The organism is Paraclostridium tenue, from assembly GCF_039521565.1.
GTDB lineage: Bacteria > Bacillota > Clostridia > Peptostreptococcales > Peptostreptococcaceae > Paraclostridium > Paraclostridium tenue.
Genome location: NZ_BAAACP010000007.1, coordinates 142,234 through 167,838 on the forward strand (window position 1 = coordinate 142,234; position 25,605 = coordinate 167,838).

General features: G+C 25.9%; 28 protein-coding genes and 1 other annotated feature. Of the genes, 3 read left to right on the plus strand and 25 right to left on the minus strand.

Going from position 1 to position 25,605, the window contains the following annotated elements; all coding sequences use genetic code 11:
- Positions 1–158: 158 nt before the first annotated feature.
- The 6 genes from ABFX13_RS07390 to ABFX13_RS07415 all read right to left on the minus strand — a co-directional run bounded on the left by ABFX13_RS07390 (position 159) and on the right by ABFX13_RS07415 (position 4,963).
- Complete coding sequence (locus ABFX13_RS07390) at positions 159–680, minus strand: PASTA domain-containing protein (RefSeq protein WP_346044448.1); 522 nt, start codon at positions 678–680, stop codon at positions 159–161.
- 391 nt (positions 681–1,071) lie between these two features.
- Positions 1,072–1,548: a methylated-DNA--[protein]-cysteine S-methyltransferase gene (locus ABFX13_RS07395; protein WP_346044450.1), complete on the minus strand. Its 477-nt coding sequence runs from the start codon at positions 1,546–1,548 to the stop codon at positions 1,072–1,074.
- Between the two features lie 434 nt (positions 1,549–1,982).
- On the minus strand, positions 1,983–2,465 hold the full coding sequence (locus ABFX13_RS07400) for a prolyl-tRNA synthetase associated domain-containing protein (RefSeq protein ID WP_346044452.1): 483 nt from the start codon (positions 2,463–2,465) through the stop codon (positions 1,983–1,985).
- 158 nt (positions 2,466–2,623) lie between these two features.
- On the minus strand, positions 2,624–3,136 hold the full coding sequence (locus ABFX13_RS07405) for a superoxide dismutase family protein (protein ID WP_346044455.1): 513 nt from the start codon (positions 3,134–3,136) through the stop codon (positions 2,624–2,626).
- A 239-nt stretch (positions 3,137–3,375) separates the two neighbouring features.
- Complete coding sequence (locus tag ABFX13_RS07410) at positions 3,376–3,810, minus strand: hypothetical protein (RefSeq protein WP_346044457.1); 435 nt, start codon at positions 3,808–3,810, stop codon at positions 3,376–3,378.
- A gap of 88 nt (positions 3,811–3,898) precedes the next feature.
- Positions 3,899–4,963: a sulfurtransferase gene (locus ABFX13_RS07415; protein WP_346044459.1), complete on the minus strand. Its 1,065-nt coding sequence runs from the start codon at positions 4,961–4,963 to the stop codon at positions 3,899–3,901.
- 569 nt (positions 4,964–5,532) lie between these two features.
- Between ABFX13_RS07415 and gltS the strand changes: the two genes are divergently transcribed.
- Complete coding sequence (gene gltS, locus ABFX13_RS07420; protein WP_346044461.1) at positions 5,533–6,801, plus strand: sodium/glutamate symporter; 1,269 nt, start codon at positions 5,533–5,535, stop codon at positions 6,799–6,801.
- Between the two features lie 101 nt (positions 6,802–6,902).
- Here the strand turns inward: gltS and ABFX13_RS07425 are convergent, their stop codons facing one another.
- The 8 genes from ABFX13_RS07425 to ABFX13_RS07460 all read right to left on the minus strand — a co-directional run bounded on the left by ABFX13_RS07425 (position 6,903) and on the right by ABFX13_RS07460 (position 13,843).
- The gene (locus tag ABFX13_RS07425; protein WP_346044463.1) at positions 6,903–9,068 is read right to left on the minus strand and encodes a sensor histidine kinase; all 2,166 of its coding nucleotides are present in this window, start codon (positions 9,066–9,068) and stop codon (positions 6,903–6,905) included.
- Complete coding sequence (locus tag ABFX13_RS07430) at positions 9,043–9,744, minus strand: response regulator transcription factor (protein ID WP_346044465.1); 702 nt, start codon at positions 9,742–9,744, stop codon at positions 9,043–9,045. Before ABFX13_RS07430 ends, ABFX13_RS07425 begins: the two co-directional genes overlap by 26 nt.
- Positions 9,745–10,057: 313 nt before the next feature.
- Positions 10,058–10,507 carry a hypothetical protein gene (locus tag ABFX13_RS07435; RefSeq protein WP_346044467.1) on the minus strand — a complete coding sequence of 150 codons (450 nt, stop codon included), beginning with the start codon at positions 10,505–10,507 and terminating at the stop codon, positions 10,058–10,060.
- A 39-nt stretch (positions 10,508–10,546) separates the two neighbouring features.
- The gene (locus ABFX13_RS07440) at positions 10,547–10,873 is read right to left on the minus strand and encodes a MazG-like family protein (RefSeq protein WP_346044469.1); all 327 of its coding nucleotides are present in this window, start codon (positions 10,871–10,873) and stop codon (positions 10,547–10,549) included.
- 165 nt (positions 10,874–11,038) lie between these two features.
- A complete protein-coding gene (locus ABFX13_RS07445; protein ID WP_346044471.1) occupies positions 11,039–11,176 on the minus strand; it encodes a hypothetical protein in 138 nt (45 codons plus the stop codon).
- 176 nt (positions 11,177–11,352) lie between these two features.
- Entirely contained in the window at positions 11,353–11,676 is a 324-nt protein-coding gene (locus ABFX13_RS07450) for a DUF2325 domain-containing protein (RefSeq protein WP_346044473.1), read from the minus strand.
- Between the two features lie 28 nt (positions 11,677–11,704).
- Entirely contained in the window at positions 11,705–13,606 is a 1,902-nt protein-coding gene (feoB, locus tag ABFX13_RS07455; RefSeq protein WP_346044475.1) for a ferrous iron transport protein B, read from the minus strand.
- A gap of 18 nt (positions 13,607–13,624) precedes the next feature.
- Positions 13,625–13,843: a FeoA family protein gene (locus tag ABFX13_RS07460; protein WP_346044477.1), complete on the minus strand. Its 219-nt coding sequence runs from the start codon at positions 13,841–13,843 to the stop codon at positions 13,625–13,627.
- Positions 13,844–14,111: 268 nt separating this feature from the next.
- On the opposite strand from ABFX13_RS07460, the gene ABFX13_RS07465 reads away from it, so the two are divergent.
- Positions 14,112–14,459 carry a hypothetical protein gene (locus tag ABFX13_RS07465; protein ID WP_346044479.1) on the plus strand — a complete coding sequence of 116 codons (348 nt, stop codon included), beginning with the start codon at positions 14,112–14,114 and terminating at the stop codon, positions 14,457–14,459.
- Between the two features lie 51 nt (positions 14,460–14,510).
- Here ABFX13_RS07465 and ABFX13_RS07470 read toward each other — a convergent pair whose 3' ends face one another.
- Positions 14,511–15,824, minus strand: a complete 1,314-nt coding sequence (locus tag ABFX13_RS07470) for a Na+/H+ antiporter NhaC family protein (protein ID WP_346044481.1) — start codon at positions 15,822–15,824, stop codon at positions 14,511–14,513.
- An 86-nt stretch (positions 15,825–15,910) separates the two neighbouring features.
- Positions 15,911–16,163: a binding site (T-box leader), on the minus strand.
- Positions 16,164–16,284: 121 nt separating this feature from the next.
- Entirely contained in the window at positions 16,285–16,998 is a 714-nt protein-coding gene (locus ABFX13_RS07475) for a M48 family metallopeptidase (RefSeq protein WP_346044483.1), read from the minus strand.
- Between the two features lie 216 nt (positions 16,999–17,214).
- Here ABFX13_RS07475 and ABFX13_RS07480 point away from each other — a divergent pair, with 216 nt between their 5' ends.
- Positions 17,215–17,823 (plus strand): superoxide dismutase, encoded by a 609-nt coding sequence (locus ABFX13_RS07480; protein ID WP_346044485.1) that lies wholly within the window; start codon positions 17,215–17,217, stop codon positions 17,821–17,823.
- Between the two features lie 71 nt (positions 17,824–17,894).
- Here the strand turns inward: ABFX13_RS07480 and ABFX13_RS07485 are convergent, their stop codons facing one another.
- From ABFX13_RS07485 to ABFX13_RS07520, 9 genes are all read right to left on the minus strand, one after another.
- Positions 17,895–18,242: a PqqD family peptide modification chaperone gene (locus ABFX13_RS07485; protein ID WP_346044487.1), complete on the minus strand. Its 348-nt coding sequence runs from the start codon at positions 18,240–18,242 to the stop codon at positions 17,895–17,897.
- Positions 18,242–20,170, minus strand: coding sequence for an OPT family oligopeptide transporter (locus ABFX13_RS07490; protein WP_346044489.1), 1,929 nt, complete (start codon positions 20,168–20,170; stop codon positions 18,242–18,244). The genes ABFX13_RS07485 and ABFX13_RS07490 overlap by 1 nt, the downstream gene beginning before the upstream one ends.
- A gap of 260 nt (positions 20,171–20,430) precedes the next feature.
- Positions 20,431–20,898, minus strand: a complete 468-nt coding sequence (locus tag ABFX13_RS07495) for a hypothetical protein (RefSeq protein ID WP_346044491.1) — start codon at positions 20,896–20,898, stop codon at positions 20,431–20,433.
- A 172-nt stretch (positions 20,899–21,070) separates the two neighbouring features.
- Positions 21,071–22,375: a Na+/H+ antiporter family protein gene (locus tag ABFX13_RS07500; protein WP_346044493.1), complete on the minus strand. Its 1,305-nt coding sequence runs from the start codon at positions 22,373–22,375 to the stop codon at positions 21,071–21,073.
- Between the two features lie 155 nt (positions 22,376–22,530).
- Positions 22,531–22,731, minus strand: a complete 201-nt coding sequence (locus ABFX13_RS07505) for a cold-shock protein (protein WP_021125716.1) — start codon at positions 22,729–22,731, stop codon at positions 22,531–22,533.
- Positions 22,732–22,946: 215 nt separating this feature from the next.
- Complete coding sequence (locus ABFX13_RS07510; protein ID WP_346044496.1) at positions 22,947–23,222, minus strand: hypothetical protein; 276 nt, start codon at positions 23,220–23,222, stop codon at positions 22,947–22,949.
- A gap of 150 nt (positions 23,223–23,372) precedes the next feature.
- Positions 23,373–24,560 carry a ComEC/Rec2 family competence protein gene (locus ABFX13_RS07515; RefSeq protein ID WP_428833864.1) on the minus strand — a complete coding sequence of 396 codons (1,188 nt, stop codon included), beginning with the start codon at positions 24,558–24,560 and terminating at the stop codon, positions 23,373–23,375.
- Between the two features lie 103 nt (positions 24,561–24,663).
- Entirely contained in the window at positions 24,664–24,981 is a 318-nt protein-coding gene (locus ABFX13_RS14750; protein ID WP_428833865.1) for a DUF2752 domain-containing protein, read from the minus strand.
- Positions 24,953–25,603 (minus strand): TM2 domain-containing protein, encoded by a 651-nt coding sequence (locus ABFX13_RS07520; RefSeq protein WP_346044500.1) that lies wholly within the window; start codon positions 25,601–25,603, stop codon positions 24,953–24,955. The genes ABFX13_RS14750 and ABFX13_RS07520 overlap by 29 nt, the downstream gene beginning before the upstream one ends.
- Positions 25,604–25,605 lie beyond the last annotated feature (2 nt).

Genomic DNA, 25,605 nt, shown 5'->3' on the forward strand with positions numbered 1-25,605 from the left:
TATAACTTTAATACAATTTATAAATTAATCAATATCAATTGATATTGTAAATACTTTTTTAAAAATTTATTTATAATATATACACTAATTTAGATTTCCCTAAAAGTATAAACAAAAATCTCACTTTTACAAGGATGAATAAATAGTTATACATTTATCTATTTACTACTTTTTATTAAATTCCCATTTTCATCATGATAATTATCTTCTCCAACCACAGGATTATAATGTCCATCAAATATATATATACTTATTTTCAATGTTTCATCTTTTGGAATCTCTTTGCCTGGTTCAATTGATTGTTTAGCAACTATTCCTTTTAAATTATATACTGGTGTAGGTATAGCTTTACCTAACTCATATTTTATACCATGTTCTTTAGCAAATTCATACACCTGAATTTGTTTGTATCCTATAAAATCAGGTATTTTACCATTTTTATACTCTATTTTATTTGCTTGTTTAACTTTAGCTTCTATTTTTTGAACATTATCAGTTTTTTTAACCTTTTTCTGTTCAGATTTACTCTTTTCAATTTTTTTAGTTTCAATTTTGTAAATTTTCTTTGGTGGATTATTATTAGCTAAATCATTATTATTTAATTTCATCATAAAAAAAGCTACTGTTAATGCCATACTTATAACTCCCACTATAACACTTATAATTGCTAATTTTTTCATTTCTACTACCTTTCTATGCTTATTTTCCCCACTTAAAAGACTAGCTCAGTAATTATACTAGACTTTAATTTTTATAAAAAATATAATTAAATATGCTCTATATTAAATGTTATCGTTTATTTTTATATAAAACTTTAATTGTATTTTTATTTCACTTATAATCTACATAATTTAATTTTTCCTTTTCCTTACATCTACCAGGTAATTTATATTTATATAAATTAATCTTAGCATTTTATATCTAATATAAGTTTTCATACTTCTAACTAGTCTTATTTATTATAAGTTTTAAAAAGTATTAACAATATAAATATTAAGTAAAAAGACAGGTCTATCACCTGTCTTTTTTGTCTACTTCATACTTTCCTTCTTGGATTTTTCAATATGAATTTTAATATTTAGATTTTGAAAATTTCTCTTCATGTTGTAAAAGCCACGATTTTTTATCTAATCCTCCACCATAGCCAGTAAGACTTTTATTAGCTCCTATAACCCTGTGACATGGTACAACTATATTTATAATATTTCTGCCGTTGGTATTTCCAACTGCTCTTACAGCTTTTTCATTTCCTATTTTTGTCGCTATATATTTATAAGATACAGTTTCTCCATAAGGGATATCTGTTAAAGCATTCCAAACTTTTTCTTGAAACTTTGTTCCTTTAAGTTTAAATTTTATATCAAAATTTTTTCTCTCTCCATTAAAATACTCTTGTAGCTGTTTAATTACTTCTTTTAAAATTTTTGGTGTTTCTGTATTTTCTCTTTTTTCATCTACATATAAAATTGATATTAATTCCTCTTCTGTTGTTCTTATTTCTAGTATTCCTATAGGCGACTCGTAATAGTAATAATAATTTTGAATCATGCAAACTCCTCCTTAATATAAACAAAAATAACTATAATTTGAACTATATTCTTTTTCTTTTTTTAATAATACTTATTTTGATTAAACTTCATAATAAAATTCATTGTGTTTTACAATAAATATCACAAATTTATATAATTTAAATAAATCTACTAAGGGCTGATTTTTATGAAAAATAAATTAGTTAAAAATATTTATATATCTCATGAGATAATTACTTGAGTTATATCATTTATTACGATAAATTTTTACTAATAAGTTTATTAAATAGAAATAAATTTTTTGGTATTTTGGATTCCCTTATTCTATGTATAGGTAATCTATATAGTTAATTTCTAATTAGTAAGAAAAAACTAACAATCCTTTAAATTATATATATTTAATAGTGTCTATACTTGGATTTATTCTTTGCATATCAACTTTTGCAAAATAATTTATATGTTAACTTTAATTACTTTATTGTTAATATAATTTAAAAACTTATTAAAATCATCACCAGATATATTAAAAGTTTCTGTATTTATAGCAGGATGGAAGTTAAGATTTTGACCATCTAATAAATCACTATCTATTAATACTTCTACTTTACTATTTATATCATTTATAATACTGAATGGATTTACACTTCCAGGTGTTACCTTCATAAGTTCATATAATTTTTCTGGTGATTCAAATGAAAGCCTACTACTTCCTATTTGAGCTCTTATATCTTTTAAATCTACTGCTTTGTCATGTTTTACTACTACTAAATAATTTTGGCTTTGGTTTGAGTTTTTTAAAAATAAGTTTTTGCAGTGATGTCCTGGCATATCTTTAGTTACACTGTAAAATTCATCTGCTGTAAATACTTCATCATGTTCTAAAACTTTGTATTTTATTTCTAATTCATCTAGTTTTGCATATATTTCTTTTTTCATTCTTTTCCCCCTTGTTGCATTAATATAAGTCTATTATTACATATATTTTATTTCGATTAAAGTTCTAATAATATAAAGAACTACTAAACATAAAAAACTCATATTTATTTAATATGAGTTTTTTTATGTTTAGTATATCAATTTCATTAATTAATTTATTATCTTGAATAAGTAGTAATAACTCCACAAGCCCATCTTGCGCCTGCATCTCCTGCAGGTTGTGTAGTAAAATCATCATAACCTTCATGAAGAATAAAAGATTTTCCTATAATTTCATTTACGGTAAATCTATTAGTCAATGTAGAAAGTACACCTATTCCATCAGCAGACAAAATCGGTGGTAAATCTCCTGCATGCATTGGATGTTCTTCATTTGTTGAATTATAATGAGATTTTGCAGCAGTAAATGGATCACTTTCATTTCCTATAGTACAATCTCCAACCTCATGAATGTGGAATCCATGGAAAGAACTAGTTTGATTATTTATATTAGGAATTCCTGTTATATAAGCTTTTACATATACTCCATCTTCTAGTTGGTATAAATATACCATTCCTCTTATACACGGAGCTAAAGGCCCTCCTTTTATTTTAGCATATGCATTTGGTTTAGATGGATTATAACTAGAAAATACTTTGTTAATATCATATTTTTTACAAGACTTATCCATAATGCGCCTCCTTATTATTTTAAGTTTATTCCACTTTATATATTATGATTTGAACTTCAAAAATGTTATTATTTGCAACATTTTGTATGTAGTACTTAGATTTTTATAACTATATAACAAAGTAAACTATGCTAAAAATGAAAAAGGCATTGATGTTATAATCAATACCTTTTTCATAGTTTTATATTATATAAATAATAAGTTAATTTATATAATAAATATAACTTAAACCAATAACATTAATTTTCATTTTTGAACCAAATAACTCCTATAAATGTCTTAATAATTTGGATTAATGTAACCACAAAAAGCATAAAACTTATATAGTAAAATGCTCTTATTTCTTCCGCTGAATATGCAAGTACAAATCCCGTAAAGAAAAGTACAAATATAACCATAGTAATATTCATAATAGCTACTATTTTCTTTAACATTGACTTTCTTTTCATATAAAATATTAATACTAATAACATTAATATAATTAGTGCTATTATAGAAGCATATTGTATATTTGTTATAGGATATTTCTCCTCCCAAACATAATTTTTATGTATAACATGTCGTAACATTCCCATTTTCTTATGTGTGAAATAATTGACCATATACGCCCCAATTAAAAACAAAACTTCTAGGATTGTTGTCAGTATATAGAAAAAATTTTTTACTTTTTTCATAAAAGTATCACCTTCCTTGTCTATAATTAATATAAAATAAGCACTGCAATTAGTACAGTGCTTTTTTATATTAATTATTTTACATAATTTATTTTGCAGCTTTATCTGTTGGCAATTTACCTACTGTAGTATATTCACAGTTTTTGCTATTTGGGTCTCCTACTTGTACAGGAAGGTTATTATGCATTTGCCATTCATTCCATCCACCATCATAAACAGTCATTCCTTTCCATCCTGCATCATAAGCTATTAACCAAGGAACTGAAGCTCTCCAACCAGTTCCACAATAAAATGAAAGTTCATTGTCTTTATTAAAACCAGAATCTGACCATAACTTTTCCATTTCTTCAGCAGTTATAACAGTCCCGTCTTTATGTAAATAATCTTTCATATTGTACGGATTAGTTCCTGCATGTCCCCAAACTGCACCTTTAGGTTCACCAGCTCTATCAATATAAGTATATCCACTTGTTTTACCATCAAACTCATCTTTACTTCTTATACTTACTAAACGGAAGTTAGAATCATCTTTTAATTTATCTTGAACTTTTTCTATAGACATCACATATTCTGGGTGTGCTGGAATAGTTGTTCCAAAATCTTTTGCTGGTGTTGCTTTTTCTATTGTAGTTTCTGTTTTATAACCTGCTTTTTTCCATGCATCAATTCCACCATTTAATACTTTTACATTGTCAACACCGGCCCAAAGATATGCATGTGCTACTCTACTTACTGCTGAAACATCATTTCCATATAAGATAACATTTTTATCTTTTGTTACTCCTAAATCTAACATACCTTTTTCAACAACTTTAGGTTTTGATATATTCCAAATTGGTTCAGATTCAATACTTGAAGTATCTACATGTAAAGCTCCTGGAATATGCCCTTTTGTATAAGTTGGGCTATCTTTGTAATTTCCCCATGAAACTTCTAATATAGTATAATTTTTAGACTCTGGTTGATTTCCATCTATTACACTTTGTATCCATTCTGGTGACACAAAGACTTTTTTAGTGTCTACCTGTTCTGCCTTTACATTTGATTTTCTTTCTGTTGTTTTTTGAGAATCATTTGAAGACTTGCTGCATCCTACTGCCATTGTTGCTACCAATGTAATACCAACTAATGCACTCATTAATTTTCTTTTCATAATTGTCCTCCGTCATTTTCCATCGTCTTAAAATAATTGCAATTGTAGCTAATTTTAATATCACGCTTTATTTTTTTAATCATAAAAGATTGCTATATTTAAAATAAATCTAAAAAATTTAAATTATCAGAAGTTTTCCACCGATAATTTTATCATAATTCATAAAAATCTCCAACGTATATAGAAAATATAAATAGTTCTCATTCATACTATTTATATTTTCTATATATCAATTGATTTATTTAAGTAAAATATTACCTTTATAAAAAGTATATTTATTATATATAAAAACAATTTTTTATTTAATTTTTATGCAACTCATCGAATTTTAATATTAATTTTTCATCATAAAAATAATTATATTTAGTTCAATTTATTAATTGATATAAAAAAACACTTATCTGTATATATAATCATTTTATTGTATAAATTAATATAACTTATACAATAATCAATTAAAAATCGTAGTAATTTTAAAATTAAATTATAATGTTTTGCTTTTTTATGATTTTATGTTATAATAGTTAGATATCTAATTATACATTCTAACAAAATAAAGGAGTGATTTAATGGAATTTAATTATGTCAAAGGAATCTTTACTCTTAATTTAAATATCGTCGCTACCATATCACTAGCTTGTCTATTAATGATACTTGGTAGGTTTATTAGAAAACGTATTTCGATAATAGATAAACTATGTATACCAGGTCCTGTTATAGGAGGTATACTATTTTCAATTTTAGTATTTTTACTTAAGCAATTTAATATATTAAACATTGTACTAGACACTAGTCTTCAATCTACATTTATGGTTGCATTTTTCTCAACTGTAGGTATAGATGCAAGTTTCACACTTATAAAAAAAGGTGGAAAATCAGTATTTACATATTGGATATTTTGTATAATACTTATATTCGCACAAAATATAATCGGATTATTAGGTGCATTTTTAACAGGAATTGAACCATTACTTGGTCTTATGTGTGGGGCTATATCAATGGGTGGTGGTCATGGTACAAGTGCCACTTTTGGTCCAACATTAGAAGCAATGGGAGTTACAGGTGCTAATACAATAGGGCTTGCTGCTGCAACTTTAGGTCTTATATCTGGAGGATTAGTTGGAGCTCCAACTTCTAGATTTTTAATAGAAAAATACAAATTAAAGCCTAAAGAAGAACCTGTAGTAAATTTTCATGAAGGAATTCCTGATGAAGAAGGTGTACATAGTGAAGTTACAGATTCAGATGCATCACTTCCAACTGCATCTAAATTAGATACATCAGAATTTATAAAACATTTATTTATAATAAGTACTTGTATGACTATTGGATATATGCTTAGTGGATTTTTAACTACACTTACAGGATATGTTCTGCCAGAATATGTTGGTGGTATTATAGTAGCTATGATTTTTAGAAATACTAATGATGCATTTAAAATTGTTAAAGTAGATTACTCTTATTTTGAACTTCTAGGTAATGTTAGTTTAAAATTATTTTTAACTATGGCACTTATGAGTATTAAACTTTGGGAATTAGAAACACTTGGACTTCCAATGTTGATTATAGTTTTAATGCAAGTATTATTTATAGTATTGTTTACTGTATTTGTAATGTTTAAATTATTAGGTAAAGATTATGATTCAGCTGTTATGGTCGGTGGATTTATAGGACATGAACTTGGTGCTACTCCAAACGCACTTGCAAATTTAAATTCAATATGTGGTAGATATGGGTATTCTCAAAGAGCATTTTTCACAATTCCTATAGTATGTGCTTTCTTAATAGATTTAGTAGCACTTCCTACTATAATAATGTTTATAAATATTTTTTCATAATAAAAAAAGAAGATATAATATATTATATCTTCTTTTTATTTTACCGTTTAAATCCTTTTTTAATTTCATTAGTTTAACAAAGTTTAAATTTATTAAATAATTTATTTTTTAAAAACTATAACAACTTTAAATAAATCTCCATCAATACTAACATCAATACTTCCACCTTGAAGCTCAACAAAGCTCTTAGCTATAGCAAGCCCAAGTCCACTTCCTTCTGTATTTCTAGCTTTATCCCCTCTTACAAATCTTTCAACTAATTCATTTACATTAAAAGTAATTTCTTCAGCTGTCATATTCTTAAAGCCTATTTCAACTTTATCAGTTTTATCTAATATATCAATATAAACTCTAGAATTTGGCATAGCATATTTAGTTATATTAATTAATAAATTTTCAAATACCCTAAACATACGCTGACTATCTAACTTAAGTATTAATTTTTCATCTGGAAAATTATTTCTTAGTGTTAAATTTGAAGATTTCATTTTATCATCAACTTCAAGTAATGTTTGTTTCATAAGAGAAACTATATCTACATCTACGATATTTAAATTTACATTTCCACTGTTAGCTTTACTAACTTCAAATAAATCTTCTATTAAAACTCTTAACCTTTCAGATTTTCTATCTAATGTATCTATATACAACTTACGTTTTTCATCACTTAAGTTTTCATCCTTTAATAAATCTACATAGGTTATTATAGATGTTAGAGGAGTTTTTAAATCATGACTAACATTAGATATTAACTCTGTTTTCATTTTTTGACTTTTTACTTCTTCATCTACAGCCTTTTTAAATCCAATTTGAATATTACCTATTTCATTCTTTAATAAATTAAATGTACCTAAATCTTCTTCTAGATTAGTATTTAAATTTCCATTTGCAATATCCTTAGTTATATTTAGTAGCTTTTTATAATCTTTATTTATTATTGAATATTTCTTTTTGATAATCATATATAAAGTAATAGTGTATATTGGAAGCAATAATACTAGTCCAAAAAACCATGTAGCACACATCAACCCTACTACTATTAAATTTATAAGTAATATAGTTATCAATTTTTTATTATTTTCCCTACCTATTTCTATATTGTAAACATCTTTTAACTTATTAATTATAGAATTTGATACTTTATAAATTAGTGAATTTTCTTTTAAGTATTTCTTAGTATTAGATTTTAAGATATGCTTTAATACAACTATTGATATAAATACTATAGAAAATAAAACTGACCAATAGGCAACATTTAATAAATAATTTACTATATTTGAAAAATCTTGACTTACTTGTAGCTGTGTAAATTTTATAATTGGATCGTTATTTACAGTTTTAATTATTAATTGATTAGATTCATAATATATATATATATAAGCTAAATATATTACTATTAATAATATTTCTATAGGTATATTAAATATTTTTTTAAATATCTTTATCTCTTTTAATTCTTTATATGGAATTATTATAGCTACTAGTATAACAAATGTTATAGCTATATTTATAAATAAATATGAAGCTTTAGTATACGAATAATCTTTTACTCTTTGTTCACTATTAGATATATCATCTATGTATTTAAGATGTTTAGGTATTGCATATACATATTTCATATTTTTTATAGGTTTTAAGTTATAATTACTATCTACATCATAATCAAATAAGTTATTTTCTGAACCTATACTTAACTGGTGCTCTATCTTATTTTTATTAACTCCATATATAGCCTCAATCTTCATATTTCCTTTATCGTCAAAATCTAATATCATATAAAAGCTATATTTATTCTTTAATTTTTCTTTTAAACTATTGCTTTCATTATCATCTAATAAATTTAATGCTAAATTCATATTATGTTTTACTAACTTATTTTCTTTATCTAGTATGTAATATTCTAAGTTTCTTAAATTTGAATTTATATATTCATTATTTTGATCTATATCTTCATCAAAACTATCTCTAGCTGCCATTTTATCTTCAGTATAAGTACTATCTAATCCTGGTTTTAACTCTAACATAAGTTCTGATGGTCTTATTTTGTTATTATTATTTTCATCGTATAGCTTATAATAAAGACTATATATAGACTTTTCAATACTCTCTATTAAATTATAATTTTCTTCATAAACATTATAGGTAAATTTATCACTGTCTTTTTTTATCTTAGGATATACTAATACCATTCCAATTGAAGCTATAAGTATTGTCATAATTATTATTATACTTATAGCAGTTTTATTGCTTTTCAATTTTGTATCCAACGCCCCACACCACCTTCAAATATTTTGGATTTTTAGGGTTCACTTCTATTTTTTCTCTTATATTTCTTACATGAACCATAATTGTATCTGTGTTTACTGCTCTTTCTTTCCATACCTTTTCATATATTTCATCTGCTGAAAATACCCTTCCTGGATTTTTCATAAGTAAAGTTAATATTTTAAATTCTATAGGAGTTGTTTTTACAAAATTACCATCAACACTTAATTCTTTAGTGTTTATATCTAGTTCTAGTCCTCCTATTGTATAAAAATTTTCATCACTTACACTTTTTTGAACAACATTTAAAAACTTTTTATATCTTCTAAGCTGAGAATTGACTCTAGCTAAAAGTTCAAGAGGTCTAAATGGTTTTGTGACATAATCATCAGCCCCTATATTAAGACCTGTTATTTTATCTATTTCTTCAGATTTTGCTGATAACATTATTACTGGAAAATCATAATTTTCTCTTAATTTCATAGTAAATTCTATACCATCCATTTTAGGCATCATTATATCTACAATACCTAAATGTATAGTTTCTTTTTCTAATATCTCTAGACCTTCTACCCCATTGTTTCCAATAAATACTTTATATCCTTGATTATTTAAATAAGCTTTTATAGCATAAGCTATGTCTTTTTCATCTTCTACAACTAAAATATTAAATTTCATTATCTTTACCCCACTATATTATTTTCTCTAGTATATAATATCATAAGGCATTCATTGTTTTTAACATTTTGTTTTAACCTCCTTTAAAAGATTTTCTATACCTTTATGTTAATATCAATTTTTTAAGATAAATTGTATATAAATCTAAAGATTTTCTAAATATTATTTATAGAATCTTTTATTAATTAGAAATAATTTTTATATAGTAATTTTACTTATTTTTAATTTCTAATTAAAATACAAAAAGCTGTATCATTTTTTTATGATACAGCTTTTATATTTATTTAAAATATAAATCTATAAATATTTCTAATTATTTATCTAGTTCTTTAAAACTTATTCCAACAGTTTTATTTAAATCATATTCATCTACCATATCTCCATATTGTTTATATGGATGCATGTATCTTACTTCAAACTTAGAATCTCCATATTTGTATATTACTTCTGTTACACCAACTTCTTTTTCAAATTTACTTTCAATTTCTTCAATTCCTTTAGGTAAAACACTTTTTACATATTTTAAAGATTCTTCCATAGTAAGTTCTTTAGGATTTGACTCACTACTATAAGATTTTTCTTTTAATTTTTGGTTTAAATCTTCTTTATCATTTTCTTCTTTTTTTATGTTGTTTTCAACATAATTTTCATTTGAATGTTTTTGATTAGAAACATTTAAATTTTCATTTTTATTTACATCACTATTACATCCAACCATTAATATTAATACACTAGTTACTACTATTAAACTTATTAATCTCATATTCTTCATCCCCTTATTACCTTTTTATATCATTTATAGTTAATCATTTTTACACTCACATTTTTCTTTCCACTTATTAAGTTTTTTGTTATAAACATTTTTTATACTTTCTATATCTACATTATTATCATAACTTTGGCTTATTATTGAACTAGCAACTATTATAACATCTAAACATTCTTCGACTATATCTTCTTTTGATTTGTTTTTATATCCACATCCACAAGCATTAGAATGACTTAATACTGCTTGTGATACTTCTCCTACTTCTTCTGCTAATTTTAATGTTCTTTCTACTAATGTCTTTGTATCTATTGAAGTTAATTTTTGTATTTCTTCAAAATTTACTAATGTCTTATTTTTCATATTTTTACCTCATTTTTACATTTTTATAAATTGAATTTAATATTATCTTATTATTTTAACATATTTATAAATTTTTCCAAAATCATATAAAAAAATCCATTATATAAATTTATATAATGGATTTTTTTATATCTTAAATTATTGATTTATAATCATTTTTAAACATTAAAATAAATTAATAAAGTTATCTCCATATCGAATTAATCCATGGAAACCAGTTTCATCTAATTTTAAACCTAATGCAAATATATGGTAAATTATAATAGCTACTATTATCCCTATAATTAATTTTTTCTTATTCATAAAATTCATCTCCCTAAATTTAAAATGTATATTATCTTTATTCTTTATGTACTTAACTTTTTAAGTTAAATTTTAGACATAATTTAATTTTACATTAATAGTTAGAAAATTAATAGTATAAATTCTAATTTTTAACTTCATTGTAAATATTTGTAAAAAAAGCTAGTCAAAATTGACTAGCTCCTACATTTTAATTTACATTCACTACAATTTCCTAGACATCTATCGATATCTTTTATACAAGTCCTAAATGCTACCTTACTACTATTTTTAACCTTTATAACAGGTATTTTTTTCTTTCTTGCATCTCTTATTGCCATCTCTGCCATGCTATGAGATATTGTTGACATAAATAATACTATAGCATCAGGATTTCCAATTCTTTTTTTAAGTCCTGAAGGCATCTTCGTATATATTTTAGTATTATATCCCTTTTCATTTAGCATCTTTTTATAATCTTTTTCCATACATTCGTGCCCACCTAAAATCAATACGCACATAAAATCACCATCTTTACTTAATTATATTTTATATAACTGTCTCCAATTTATTTTTTAAATTTATTTCTTTATTTAAATTTAATTTTTGTAATCTCTTATAAATAACAAAACATATACCTAATATAATTATAGTTCCTACACTCAGGTTAATAATATTTGAAATTTTAAATCCTATAGTTATTAAGCTTCCTATTTGATATACATAAAAAGCTCCAACCCATGCAACAAAGAATTGATAAGAAAATGATATTAAAGTCATCTTAATTCCATACTCTTTTTGCATAGTCGCAAGTGCTGCTATACATGGAGTATATAATGAACTAAATATTAAAAATCCATATGCACTTACCGAAGTAAACAATGTTGGCAATACCGTATTTAAATCACCATATAAAATTTCCATAGTAGCTACTACTATTTCTTTAGCGGAAAGTCCTGTTAATATAGCTACTCCTGCTCTCCAATCACCAAATCCAAGTGGTTTAAACATAGGTGATACCAAGTTTCCAAGGCTTGCTAAGAAACTTTCATTTATTTCAGCTGTAAATCCACTAAAATTAAATGAAGATAATCCCCATATAACTATAGACATAGCAAACATTATAGTACAAACTCTAACTAAGAAGCCTTTAGATTTATTCCAAGTATTTTTAAGTAATTGAGAAACTTTTGGCATTGAATATTTAGGGAGTTCTAATATAAATGGCGCTGAAGTATAACTATTTTGACTTCTAGTTATAAATAATGCAACTCCTATTGCAACCAATATACCTACTAAATATAGTGAAGTCGTAACTATTGCTTCATTCTTCGGAAAAAATATTGATGCAAATATTGCATATATAGGTAACTTAGCTCCACAAGTCATAAGTGGTGCTATCAGTGCAGTTATTTTTCTATCTTGTTCACTATCTAATGTCCTAGTTGCCATTATAGCTGGTGAAGAACAGCCAATTCCCATAACCATAGGTATAAATGTTTTTCCCGATAATCCAACCTTAACCATTACTTTATCCATTAAAAAAGCTATTCTAGACATATATCCACTATCCTCAAGTAAAGTTATTCCTAAAAATAATACAAATATTAGTGGGAAAAACGGTAATGCTCCTCCAAGACCGCCTATTATTCCATCTACTATTAAAGAATAAAACCATTCACTCGAATTTACCATCATTTCACTTACTGGTGTTTGTATGTATGTTTCTATTGCACCTGCAAAAAACTCTTGTAATGGTCCTCCTACCCAATCAAAAGTAAATTTAAATAGTATGTATAAAAGTCCTATAAATATTGGATATGCAAATATTGGATTTAAAACAACATTATCTATCTTATCACTTAAAGTTTTTTTATTTTCTTTTTTAGTATTTAGACATTTACTTAAAGTTTTTTCTAATTCGTTATATACCTTTATTTCTTCTTCTGGATAGTTTTTGTATATAACTAGTGATTTAGAAGCTTCTATGATATCTTGTTTAAGTATAGCGATATCTGCTTTTTTCTTAGCTACCATGGAAACTACTTTTACTCCTAGCTCTTTTTCTAATTTTTTAACATCTATATCTATTCCCTTACTTTTTGCCATATCTATCATATTTAAAACTAATATTATAGGTTTATTGTATTTCATAAGTTGAGTTGTTAAATATAAGTTTCTAGATAAATTAGATGCATCTACTATGTTTACTATTACATCTACATTTTCATTATCTAAATAGTTTTTAGAAATTTTTTCTTCATTTGAATATGTATCCATTGCATATATACCTGGCAAATCAACAATATTTATATCATTTCCTAGCTTACCTTCACGTTTTTCTATTGTTACTCCCGGCCAATTTCCAACTCTTTGTTTAAGACCTGTAAGTGCATTAAATATTGTAGTTTTACCTACATTTGGATTACCTAGTAAAGCTACTTTAATCATAATTATCCCCCTAATTAATTACTTTATTTTTATATATTTAGCTTCTTTTTTTCTTAGTGCTATGTCAAATCCTCTAAAATTAATTATTATCGGGTCTCCCAAAGGTGCTATTTTTTTTAGTGTTATATGAGTTCCTTCTGTACATCCCAATGCTAATAATCTTTTAGTAAAATCATTTTCCCCATCTATATAATCTACTACACCGCTATCTCCTACATTTAATTCATAAATACTCATTCATTTCCTCCCTTATTTACATTAAATATTATATATATTCATTTCAATTGATATTAATTATCACTATATTGTATATGGTAGCATTTTTGATATTGATTATCAATAACTTTCAATGTATTTTTTCAAAAAATAAATAACATTCATTTATATGACATACAAAAATAATTCTAAGATTTGTATACTCAAAATTTTAGCTTTAACTTCATAATTTGTAATTTAGTGTTATAATATTGGTATTATTTTATAGTGTTTTAGAAAGGATATTTATATGGATAAAGTAAATAACAAATCTATGTTGAGTAAAGCTCTTGATAGTCAAGAAAAGACAATTATTATTGATGATAAAAAAATAATCAAAGGCCTTAAAGTTCTTGATAATGTAGTTATAAAAAATAGTGATAGAAATAGATGTAAATACTCTCTTAAAAGTAAAAGTTATGATTCTGCATTTTTAGGATTTATAGGTTTTGCTCCTATGATTTCTGATATGGGTAATATTACTTTTATGGAAGCTATGGGTGTAATTTCTAGTGTTGGGTTACATGAAACTTTAGCTATATTTGCAGATTATAATATTAAACTTAAAAATAATGAAATTATATTAACTAAAATCTAATAAATAAAAAAGAACTGTTAAACTCATATAAAATTTAACAGTTCTTTTTTGTTATATAGTTTCTTCTAACTTAGATTTTCTAAGTACTACTTGTGAAAAGGTAATAGATGCTATACCACATAAAAACATTAACCCTGGATAGTAAAGATATCCTAATATCTCAACTGGAGATATACCAGCTATACCTGTTGCTGTTAAAAGTTGAGCTCCATAAGGTATAACTCCTTGCCAGCAAGATGAAAATATATCTAATATACTAGCAGTTTTTCTTGGGTCTATATCATATTTATCAGCAATATCTTTAGCTAAAGGTCCTGCTGTCACTATTGCTATAGTGTTATTAGCCGTACATAAATCTATTACACTAACTAATGCTGCAATCCCAAACTCTGCACCTTTTTTACTTTTTATTTTACTAGTTATAAAGTAAAGTATATAATCTATACCACCATTAAATTTAATAAGCGATACAACTCCATCAACTACTAAAACTAAAAGACTTAATTCATACATTCCAGCCATTCCTTCAGATAATGCACCTATAAGTCCTAATAAATCAAAAGATTTTGAAAAAAGTCCTATAATTCCTGCAAATAAAATTCCACCTCCAAGTAAAGCAAATACATTTACTCCAAGTAAAGCACCTGTTAAAACTAATATATATGGTAATACTTTTATTATTTCATATTCATAAGTTTGGCTCCCTGCACTTTTATAACCTAATGTCACTAACGTCAATAATATAGCTGTAACTATAGCTGCTGGTAAAACTATTAAAAAGTTTACTTTAAACTTATCTTTTAATTCACATCCTTGTGTTCTTACTGCTGCTATAGTTGTATCTGATATCATAGATAAGTTATCGCCAAACATCGCTCCACCTACAACTGCTCCCATTACTAAAGGAACTGGTATGCCAGTTTTTTGTGCAATTCCAAGTGCAATAGGCGAAAGCGCTGCAATTGTTCCAACTGAAGTTCCCATAGATATAGATATAAAGCATCCTATTATAAACAGTCCTGCTACTAAAAGGTTAGATGGTAGTATAGATAAACTTAAGTTTACTGTTGAATCTACTCCACCCATTGCTTTAGCTACACTTGAAAATGCCCCTGCAAGTAAAAATATTATTATCATTAATATAATGTTATTATCTCCTGCTCCTTTGCAAAATACATTCATTTTAGTTTCTAAGCTTTCTTTTTTATTAAATAGTAAAGCTACTCCCCCTGCTACTAAAAATGCTACTAGAGCTGGCATTTTATAGAAATCTCCAGTTATAATCCCACTACCTACAAATAATATTAAAAATATTCCTAGTGGTAATAATGCTAATGGATTTCCTTTTTTAATTTCTTTTTTCATACTATTAATCTTCCCTTCTTTATATATTTTTTACTTGCTAACCTTAATTTGGGATATTAAAAAACTCCCATCCCTAAGAAATTAATCTTAGGAACGAGAGTTGACTTCGTGTTACCATCCTAATTTATTTGTATTTCACAATACAAACCTCATCAAGTACGCCAAAATTTTGGTTATACTCTATCACTGTAACGGGTGAACCCGTTGTAGCCTAAATTTAAAAGATCTCGGTACACAGCTCCAAGGCCATTTTCACTTTAATATCCTTTGCTTTCTCTCACCAATAAAAGCTCTCTGTAAAAGTATTCTTAAAGTTACTTTCCTTTTCATAGCATTTAATTTAACTTTTTATTTGTTTATATTTTTAATGATATACACTTAAATTTAGTTTGTCAATTATTTTTTTAATTTTCTAAATTTTTTCAGTTTGACTTTTATATAACTATTTTCCACTGATTCTTTAAATATTCATTTTTATTCCATTATCTTTTAGCCACTTAATTTTCTGTTTGTAATCTGGTATAACTTGTCCTACTGCATTATAAAAATCTTTAGAGTGATTTCTATGTTCCATATGACACATTTCATGAACCACTATATAATCAATTATTTCCATAGGTGCCATAGAACATCTTAAATTAAATAATATTTCATTTTTATAGGTACAACTAGCCCATCTTGTTTTTTGATCTTTAATCTTAATAGAAGTTACGCTATCTTTAAAATATTTTTTATAATAATCAATTCTTTTTTTTACTATATCTAAAGTTTCATCAGCATACCATCTTTTTAAACTTTGTTGAATATATTCTTTATTGTCAATATTAGTTCTAACTACTAGTTTTTCATTTTCTAAATTTACTTTAGGTCTTATTAAGTTTTTATCAATTATAACTTGAAGCTTATACTCTTTACCTAAATACAAAAATATATCTCCATTTTCATAATTTCTTATAATCTTTTTATCATTTTTCACTTTAAGTTCTTCTAATTTTTTGACTATCCAGTCAGCTTTATCTTTTACTCTATCTATTATAAAGTTCTTATCCACTCCATTTGGAGCTAATACATTAATAACACCATCTGGTTTAATTTCTAAACTCATAGTCTTTCTTTTTCTATATATTATATTAAAGCTTATTTCTCTATCTTTATGAATAAATGTTATTTTCATAGAATGTCTCCTTATGACTTTATAAAACTTATTTATTAATATGCTTTCTAATATCATTATATATAAATAATTATAAAAAGCAAAAATGGTTAAGTTTATGATAGTTACTATTTACTTTTATACCTTAAAAAGCTTTTAAAAAATTTTAATTTAATTGGTTTATATTGTATATTTAATGGGAATATATATGGTATTACTAAGAAAGAGGTGTTTAAAATGTATGATAAAATAATATTACCATATGAATTTGATGAATTAGAACCACATATAGATGCTAAAACTATAGAAACTCACTATAGTAAACATCTTCAAACTTACGTAAATAATTTAAATAATCTTTTAAAAGGTTATGAAAAATTTACGCTAGGAAAAACTTTAGAGGAATTACTTAAAAATGCATCTGAATTACCAGAAGAAATAAGACAAGGGGTTATAAATCAAGGTGGTGGAGTTTATAATCATAACTTGTATTTCTCTATTTTATCTCCAAGAGCATTTACAATGCCTGGTGGAAATTTACTAGAAAAAATAAATCAAACTTTTGGAAGTGTTGAAAGTTTAAAAGATGAATTAAATAAAAAAGCTATAAGCCTATTTGGATCAGGGTATGCATCTTTGGTTATGGATAAAGATAAAAACTTATTTATTAAAGCAACATCAAACCAAGATACTACTCTTCAAGATGGTTTAATTCCTATACTTACAATTGATGTTTGGGAACATGCTTATTATCTAAAATATCAAAACCTTAGAGCTGAATATGTTAAAAATATGTGGAAAATTATAGATTGGAACAAAGTATTTGAATTATACAATAGACATTAGAAGATATAAAAAGAGGATATCTTAAAACTTATTGTTTTATAACAATGTATTTTAAGATATCCTTTTTATTTTTAGTAGTTTATTTTTTCAATGTAGTGACAATTAACATCTATATGGTTTAAAAAAAGAAGTAATCTTTCATAAAGTGGATGAGCTTCTTTTTTATATTTTAGTTCTAAATTTTCACCAATTTCTTTAACAGTCTTTTTACCATCAATTTGTAAAAATACAAAACTACCATACTTATCAAGCTCAGTTTTTTTATACATAGGAATTTTAAATTTTAATTTTCTAAAAAATCTTTGTATTTTATGATCTTGCTTTTCAAGTATTGTAACAATTCCCTCTTCATTTACTTCATATTCAATTTTGTCACTTCTTTTAAATATTATGTTTAAAACATCTTCATTATTTTTCATTATTCTTTATTCTTTACCTTAGATGTAATAATTGGCCATGTAGTAAGTCCAACTAACACTATCAATAGAATTGTTGCCATCATATTTCCAGCAGCAAATCCACTAGGTCCAGCTCCTTTTATAACACCTGATACTTGTAATATTATACCTACTAATCCTATTATAGAACCACCTGCAACAAGTCCAGATGATAAACTTATACCATTAGAAACTTTAACTTCTTTTTCTTTTTCACTCTTAGAAGTTTTTTCAACAAATACACGGATTAATGCTCCTACTAATATTATAGAAGTTGTTGCAATTGGTAAGTAAAATCCTATAGCAACAGTCATTATAGGTAAGTCTAGGAAGTATAAAACTATTGCCATAAATACTCCAACGATTACCATAACCCAAGGTAATTGACCAGACATTATACCTGAAGTAAGTGTTGATATTAAGTTTGCTTGAGGTAGTGCAAATGGAGGATTATCTCCTGCAACTGCAAGTTGATCTGAAAGTAATATTGTTGTACCTACAACAACTATTACACCTACTATACCAGCTATTGCAAAATATTTTTGCATTTCATTTTTACTACCACCTATTATGTAAGTTACTTTTTGAGATTGAGTATATCCACCAGCTATAGATATAGAAACAACTATGAATGTACCAAATAATAATAATGATTTGTTATCTGCTAAATCAGTCCATCCCATTATAACAAATACTAATGTTGCTATAACTAAAGATGCTATTGTCATACCAGATACTGGAAGATTTGATGTACCTATTGTACCTGTTAAACGTCCAGCAACTATAACAAATAGTGCTGCTAATAAAAGAGATACTATAACTCCTACTATTGCCATCACTATACTTCCTGAAATAAAGAATGCTGCTACAAATGCAATTACAGCTCCACTTAATAAGATTATATTTTGAAGAGTTGAGTTTGCATCAGCATCTCCTGATGTTGATGATTTAGCTTTTAATGTTTCTTTTACAGAAGCTATTATAGTTGGTATAAGTTTAACTGCACCTATTATACCTCCACAAAGCATCATACCAGCTCCTATGTATTTTACATAGTTACCAGCTATAGCATTTACATCCATTTGGTTAATAGCCATTGTTGGGTCATTCCATACTTTAGCTCCTTCTCCTGCCATATCAGTGAAGTATCCTATTAAAGGCATAATACCAAAATGTGATAATAAAGAACCTGCAAACATTGTTAATGCTACTTCAAGTCCTACTATAAATCCAATTCCTAAAAGAAGTGGGTTAACTTCAACTTCAAATTTAAATTTATAAAATTTACTTCCGATAAAACTTATAACATTATTGGCTACGTTTAAAAATGAACCTGTTAATACAGTAATAAGTCCACTTATACCAAATCCCATACCCATGTATTTCATTGAATCTCCACCACCATCTGAAGCAACAAGTGTTTCAGAAATTGCCATTGATTCTGGGTACATAAGTTTACCATGTTCTTCAATAATTAAATAGTTATGAACAAGGGATGCAACTCCAATACCAAATAAAACTCCACCTATTCCAACTATGAATCCTTCTAAAAATGAAACTTGACTACCAATTAATAAGATAGCAGGTAATACGAAAATCATACCACTGGCAACTGATTCTCCACCACTGGCCATACCTTGTACTATATTTTTACCTAGAATACCTTTTCCGCTAGCAAAAGCTGCGATAAATGCTGAACCGATTATAGAACCAGGAATCCCTGCAGCAACTGTAAGACCAGCTTTCATTCCTGAATATGCTGTAGATGCTGAGAAAATAACTGCTAAGATGATACCAATGATTAATACAGCTATATTTGCACCTGTTCTAGATTTGTCTGTTATGTAAGGAACGTAATCTTTTCCAGATACTCCTCCATAAGCTCCCTTAGGTAATTTTTTACCACTCATTAGAGTTCACCCTCCTTTTGTTTGATTGTATTTATTATATCACATTATTTAGAAAACTTACTTTTTCAGAAAATTTAATTATATTTTAATTTTTTTTGAATTTTTTTAAATTAATTAAATTAATTAAGATAAAATGTAATATTTTATCTTAATTAATTATTTTTATATATTTTGTTCTTATATTCATAATATAGAATTTAATTACTCTTGTTTTTTTAGTTATATTAATAATTGCTACCAATTTATATTTTATAATACAGCTAAGCTATAAATCCTGTAAATACTACAATTATAATTAAAAAAATCATAAATTTAGTACAACTTTTATTTCTTTCATTTCTTATATCATAAAAATACTTTTCTATAGTTTCTTCTAAATCTATTGGTACTTTTAACTTCTTATTTAAAGTTAAATTATCATAATTACTTTTTATAGCCTTATGTACATCTTCTAATTTTTCAATATCCACATCATTAAATATATTTAATCTTTCTAAAAGTGATTTTCTTTCTTCTTTAGTTAAATTTATAACTAAAGAATATATAGTTTTATCCTTTATAAAACTTTCTTTATTTATACACTTTTTCAATTCAACCCTATTTTTATATACTTGATCTACTAATGCTTTTAATACATCATCTTCTTTTTCCCTTTTTAAATTATATATAACCTCATATATTACTTTATTATATTTTTTTAATATTTTTAATACTTCTATTGTCTTCATACTTCTCCCCATACTTTTAACTAAAATAAATCTTTGATATGAATAAAAATATTAGATATACTGTTTGCTATATCGGCATTAATAAAAATCTCTTTAGTGTATAATAAATAAAAGCTTATCTAAATATAGTTAATTTCAATTAATTATTTTAGATAAGCTTTTTTAATATATTTTATAATATCATTGCACCTATTACTCCAAATACTAACAAAGGTATATTATAATGCATAAATGTTGGAACACAAGTATCCCAAATATGATCATGTTGTTTATCAGCATTAAGCCCTGCAGTTGGCCCTAGTGTACTATCAGACGCTGGAGAACCTGCATCTCCTAATGCTCCCGCAACTCCTATTAAAAGTATTATTGCTTTTACACTAAATCCTAAACTAACTCCTAATGGGCAATATATAGCAGCTATTATAGGTAATGTTCCAAAAGAGCTTCCTATACCCATAGTAACTAAAAGTCCAACTAAAAGCATAAGTACAGCCCCTATAAGCTTACTATTTCCAACTAACCCTGAAACAGATGCTACTAAGCTTTCAACAGCTCCGGTTTCTCTTAATACACTTCCATAACCAGCAGCTACAAGCATGATAAAGCCTATAAGACCCATCATCTTTACACCACCATCAACTAACTCATCTATTTCATCAAATTTTATAGATTTAGTTATAAATAGCACTATTATTGCGCAAAGGCCTCCAAGAGGTAATGACCCTGTTAAAATTTGTATAATAAATGCAGTTACAGCTCCTAAAAGCGCACACCAATGCTTTTTAGTCATTTTCTCTTCTATTTCATTTTCTTCAATCGCTTCTATATTTGCATCTTTATAATTTCTTGGCTTTCTATAAGTTATAAATACAGCTACTAATAAACCTAAAATCATTCCTAGTGCGGCTATCCACATTACACTAGTTACCATGCTTGTAGTTATTCCCATTCCATTAGCTATCATTTGATCTCTTATAATATTTTGAAATATTAATCCAAATCCAACTGGAATTGCAATATATGGGGTTTTTAATCCAAAAGTTAATGCACAAGCTACCCCTCTTCTATCTATTTTTAATTTATTCATAAGACCTAACAGTGATGGAATTAATATTGGTATAAATGCTATGTGTACTGGAATAAGATTTTGTGAAAAACATGATATGAACGCTATCAATAAGATAAGTGTTAATTTTTTGCCCTTAACTATCTTAGATATTTTTTTTGCTAAAATTGATGCAAGCCCCGTTTTACTAACTGCTACAGCTAAAGCTCCAAGTAATATATAACTTAGTGCTGTTTCAGCGTTTCCTCCCATTCCTCCAACTAAAATACTCATAGTATCTCCTATTGGCATACCTGAACAAACTCCTGCAACTATTGCTGCTATAAGTATTGATAAAAAAACATTGAATTTAAATAAACAAAGAATTATCATTACAGCAATAGAAATTACTACTGGATTAAATAAAACCATATGTAATCCCCCCTTTTAACTTTAAGTTCTTTATATTCATTATATTCTGAAAATTAATATTTTATTATAATAATGTATTAATTAAAAATAAAAAATAATTATTATAGAAATTAAAAAAGATCCCTAATTGGGATCTTATTAAAGACAATCTATAATTATAATATAGTTATGTTTTCTGCTTGAGGACCTCTAGCACCTTCAACTATATTAAAGCTTACTTTTTGACCTTCTTCTAAAGTTTTGAATCCATCTTTTTGTATAGCTGAGAAGTGAGCAAATACATCATCTCCACCTTCTACTGATATGAATCCAAATCCTTTTTCACTGTTAAACCATTTTACTATTCCATTAGTCATTGAAATGTTCTCCTAAATACCTACATGAAACTTTTGCTTCATTTATTTAATATCAGTAATCTTTTTAACTACTGTAATACTTATTATAACACTTATTTCAAATATGTATACATTTTTTAGAAATATTTTTTATTTTTAATTTTTTTGTATTTAACTCACAGTAAATTAAACATAATAAAAAGCCAGTAATTTTTACTAGCTTTTATTATGTTTAATTATTCTCTACTATTTAATAATTTTATACTTACACTATCAGATATACATTGATCTTCAGCTATATTATCAAAAAAATCTTGTATATCTTCATATTCTGTGTCTTCATCTATACTTAATCTATATTCACTATCATCTTCAAATCCAAATACTATAGTATCTGTATCTTCACAGTACCATAAAAGGTCTTCTGTTATTTGACAAAGTCCCATAAAATCAACTTCTTTAGACTCTCCTTGTTCTGTAAATTCAAATCTTAAATCTGCTATATCTATCATTTTTTCCTCCTGATGCTAAAAACTTATGTCTAAATTCTATAATTTAAATTTTCACTGATTTATTTACAGTATTATAATATATCAGCAATTGATAAATTGTTCAATTAAAATATTAGTTATAATAGATTTTTCAATTATTTGTTTTATCTTTTAATGGCATCTATCACAAGGATCAGTTTTACCTGATTCAGATTGTGTTCCTGAAAATATAGTTTTACTTTTACTTAATGCAGAACATTGTTTAGTTGTATGATATGACTTTCCGTTTGGCGTCCAATAAACAATTTTTCCTTTATTTTTTACAGGTTCTTGTGCTAACTTTTGTGATGTTTTCGGCTTTGTAGCTGATATATTATTTTTAGGGTGTTTACTATAGTTCTTATCACTTGAATTATCATTAGAAGTAACTATATATCCTTTTTCACTACCACTTTTATAACTTCCTTTTTTACAATCTACTTTTAAGCCATTTCCAGTAGATATAAATATTATATTTCCACACTCATCACTTCTATGTACTTCGATATTTTTACTTTTTAAAGTCTCCATAGTTTCTTTATGAGGATGTCCATATTTATTGTTTTCACCAGCTGTTATAACAGCATATTCTGGATTTACTTTATTTATAAATGAAGGAGTTGAACTACTATGAGATCCATGATGACCTACTTTTAACAAATCAACATCTTCTACATTTATCTTAGATTCTATTTCAGACTCTGCATCCCCCATTAAAAGTACTTTATCATTTCCATTTGTATATTCAAGTACTATTGAATTATTATTAGGATCATCACAATTTGCTACAGATAAAACTTTAAACTTTGATGTTCCTAATTTAAATTCACTATTTAATAAAGGTACACTAGGATGTAATCCTTTATTTGCCATAGCATTTATAAAATCTGAATATGTCTTTGAATTTGCACTTCCATTGCTAACATACACATTTTTTACAGGTATTTCTTTTACTACTGCATCAAGTCCACCTATATGATCTGCATGTGGATGTGTTGCAAATACATATTGTAATTCTTTTACTCCATTGTTTTTAAGATAATTTACAACTCTTTGTTCATCATCATTATCTCCACCATCTATTAATGCTGCTTGATTTCCTTGTTTTATAAGTATAGCATCACTATTTCCAGTATTTATAAAGTGAAGTTGTGCTTCTTGATTTTCTGTATTTAATAAGTTTTCATTATTATAAGCCTTTACATTAGTTTTATTTTTAACTTCAGAAATTTTATCTTTTGAACAACCTGATATTGATATAATCACAAATAGAATTATCATCAGCGTTATAACTTTACGAAAATTTTTTAAAATGTCCATCATCTTCCTCCTAATATGTTTTTAGCCGTATATTATTGTAACATATTGTATATAAATAGCAATAAAAGAAGTATGTAGAAAATTTTCTACATACTTCTTTTTACTAATTAATCTTTTTATTTAATTTTTTTAACTCATGCCTTAATATATTAAACATATCCTTAATAATTAAAAATATAGGTATAATCATAAAAACTATCATAAAATTATAATCTATAGCTTTTAATATTTTAAATCTAGATAAATTAAAAAATGACCTAGTCATTCCACAACCAAAACATTTTTTCCCAAGTAAATTATACCAAAGGCAAAAGCTTCTGCTTTCGATAAAACTAATAGGTATAGAATATATAATTATAATTCCTATTATATATACACACAACCTAATTCTTTTACCACTGAAGTGCTTCGCCATTTTCATCTGTTATCTTGTCTAATATTATTAATATAAAGTCTACAATCACCCATATACAACTAATTATAGTAGTTATTCCACAAGTAACTATTCCAGCTAAAGTAAGTGCTAATATAATAAATCCTTGAGAATTATCACCTACATAAAATCTATGAACTCCCATTGTTCCAAATATCAAACATAGTACTATAGCTAATAATTTACTCTTACTACCTACAGAACCAACTTTAGAATTTGATTTATTTATACTTTTTATAACTGAAAACTTATTATTTAAATTAACTCCACAATTAACACATACATCTGCATTTTTATCAGTTTCTTTTCCACATTCTGGACAATAAGAATTTCCATTTCCTCTTTTAACCCCACATTTAGTACAAACAGATGATTGTGAACTCATTTCATTAGAACAATTTTTGCAATATATATTTTTATTATTATTTGTATTCTTTGGTATATATGGCTTATTTAATTCATTTCCACAACTTATACAAAATTTTGAATCTTTATTAGTTTCATTCCCACAAAACTTACAAAAGCTATTGCCATTTCCTACTTTTACTCCGCAATTAGTACAAACATTAGCATTTTCATTTAACTTGCTTCCACAATTTTTACAATACAAAA

Coding starts and splice junctions, on each gene's coding strand:
- ABFX13_RS07390 (WP_346044448.1), bottom strand. CDS start 680: ATGAAAAAATTAGCAATTATAAGTGTTATAGTGGGAGTTATAAGTATG.
- ABFX13_RS07395 (WP_346044450.1), bottom strand. CDS start 1,548: ATGATTCAAAATTATTATTACTATTACGAGTCGCCTATAGGAATACTA.
- ABFX13_RS07400 (WP_346044452.1), bottom strand. CDS start 2,465: ATGAAAAAAGAAATATATGCAAAACTAGATGAATTAGAAATAAAATAC.
- ABFX13_RS07405 (WP_346044455.1), bottom strand. CDS start 3,136: ATGGATAAGTCTTGTAAAAAATATGATATTAACAAAGTATTTTCTAGT.
- ABFX13_RS07410 (WP_346044457.1), bottom strand. CDS start 3,810: ATGAAAAAAGTAAAAAATTTTTTCTATATACTGACAACAATCCTAGAA.
- ABFX13_RS07415 (WP_346044459.1), bottom strand. CDS start 4,963: ATGAAAAGAAAATTAATGAGTGCATTAGTTGGTATTACATTGGTAGCA.
- gltS (WP_346044461.1), top strand. CDS start 5,533: ATGGAATTTAATTATGTCAAAGGAATCTTTACTCTTAATTTAAATATC.
- ABFX13_RS07430 (WP_346044465.1), bottom strand. CDS start 9,744: ATGAAATTTAATATTTTAGTTGTAGAAGATGAAAAAGACATAGCTTAT.
- ABFX13_RS07435 (WP_346044467.1), bottom strand. CDS start 10,507: ATGAGATTAATAAGTTTAATAGTAGTAACTAGTGTATTAATATTAATG.
- ABFX13_RS07440 (WP_346044469.1), bottom strand. CDS start 10,873: ATGAAAAATAAGACATTAGTAAATTTTGAAGAAATACAAAAATTAACT.
- ABFX13_RS07445 (WP_346044471.1), bottom strand. CDS start 11,176: ATGAATAAGAAAAAATTAATTATAGGGATAATAGTAGCTATTATAATT.
- ABFX13_RS07450 (WP_346044473.1), bottom strand. CDS start 11,676: ATGTGCGTATTGATTTTAGGTGGGCACGAATGTATGGAAAAAGATTAT.
- feoB (WP_346044475.1), bottom strand. CDS start 13,606: ATGATTAAAGTAGCTTTACTAGGTAATCCAAATGTAGGTAAAACTACA.
- ABFX13_RS07460 (WP_346044477.1), bottom strand. CDS start 13,843: ATGAGTATTTATGAATTAAATGTAGGAGATAGCGGTGTAGTAGATTAT.
- ABFX13_RS07465 (WP_346044479.1), top strand. CDS start 14,112: ATGGATAAAGTAAATAACAAATCTATGTTGAGTAAAGCTCTTGATAGT.
- ABFX13_RS07470 (WP_346044481.1), bottom strand. CDS start 15,824: ATGAAAAAAGAAATTAAAAAAGGAAATCCATTAGCATTATTACCACTA.
- ABFX13_RS07475 (WP_346044483.1), bottom strand. CDS start 16,998: ATGAAAATAACATTTATTCATAAAGATAGAGAAATAAGCTTTAATATA.
- ABFX13_RS07480 (WP_346044485.1), top strand. CDS start 17,215: ATGTATGATAAAATAATATTACCATATGAATTTGATGAATTAGAACCA.
- ABFX13_RS07485 (WP_346044487.1), bottom strand. CDS start 18,242: ATGAAAAATAATGAAGATGTTTTAAACATAATATTTAAAAGAAGTGAC.
- ABFX13_RS07490 (WP_346044489.1), bottom strand. CDS start 20,170: ATGAGTGGTAAAAAATTACCTAAGGGAGCTTATGGAGGAGTATCTGGA.
- ABFX13_RS07495 (WP_346044491.1), bottom strand. CDS start 20,898: ATGAAGACAATAGAAGTATTAAAAATATTAAAAAAATATAATAAAGTA.
- ABFX13_RS07500 (WP_346044493.1), bottom strand. CDS start 22,375: ATGGTTTTATTTAATCCAGTAGTAATTTCTATTGCTGTAATGATAATT.
- ABFX13_RS07505 (WP_021125716.1), bottom strand. CDS start 22,731: ATGACTAATGGAATAGTAAAATGGTTTAACAGTGAAAAAGGATTTGGA.
- ABFX13_RS07510 (WP_346044496.1), bottom strand. CDS start 23,222: ATGATAGATATAGCAGATTTAAGATTTGAATTTACAGAACAAGGAGAG.
- ABFX13_RS07515 (WP_428833864.1), bottom strand. CDS start 24,560: ATGGACATTTTAAAAAATTTTCGTAAAGTTATAACGCTGATGATAATT.
- ABFX13_RS14750 (WP_428833865.1), bottom strand. CDS start 24,981: ATGAAAATGGCGAAGCACTTCAGTGGTAAAAGAATTAGGTTGTGTGTA.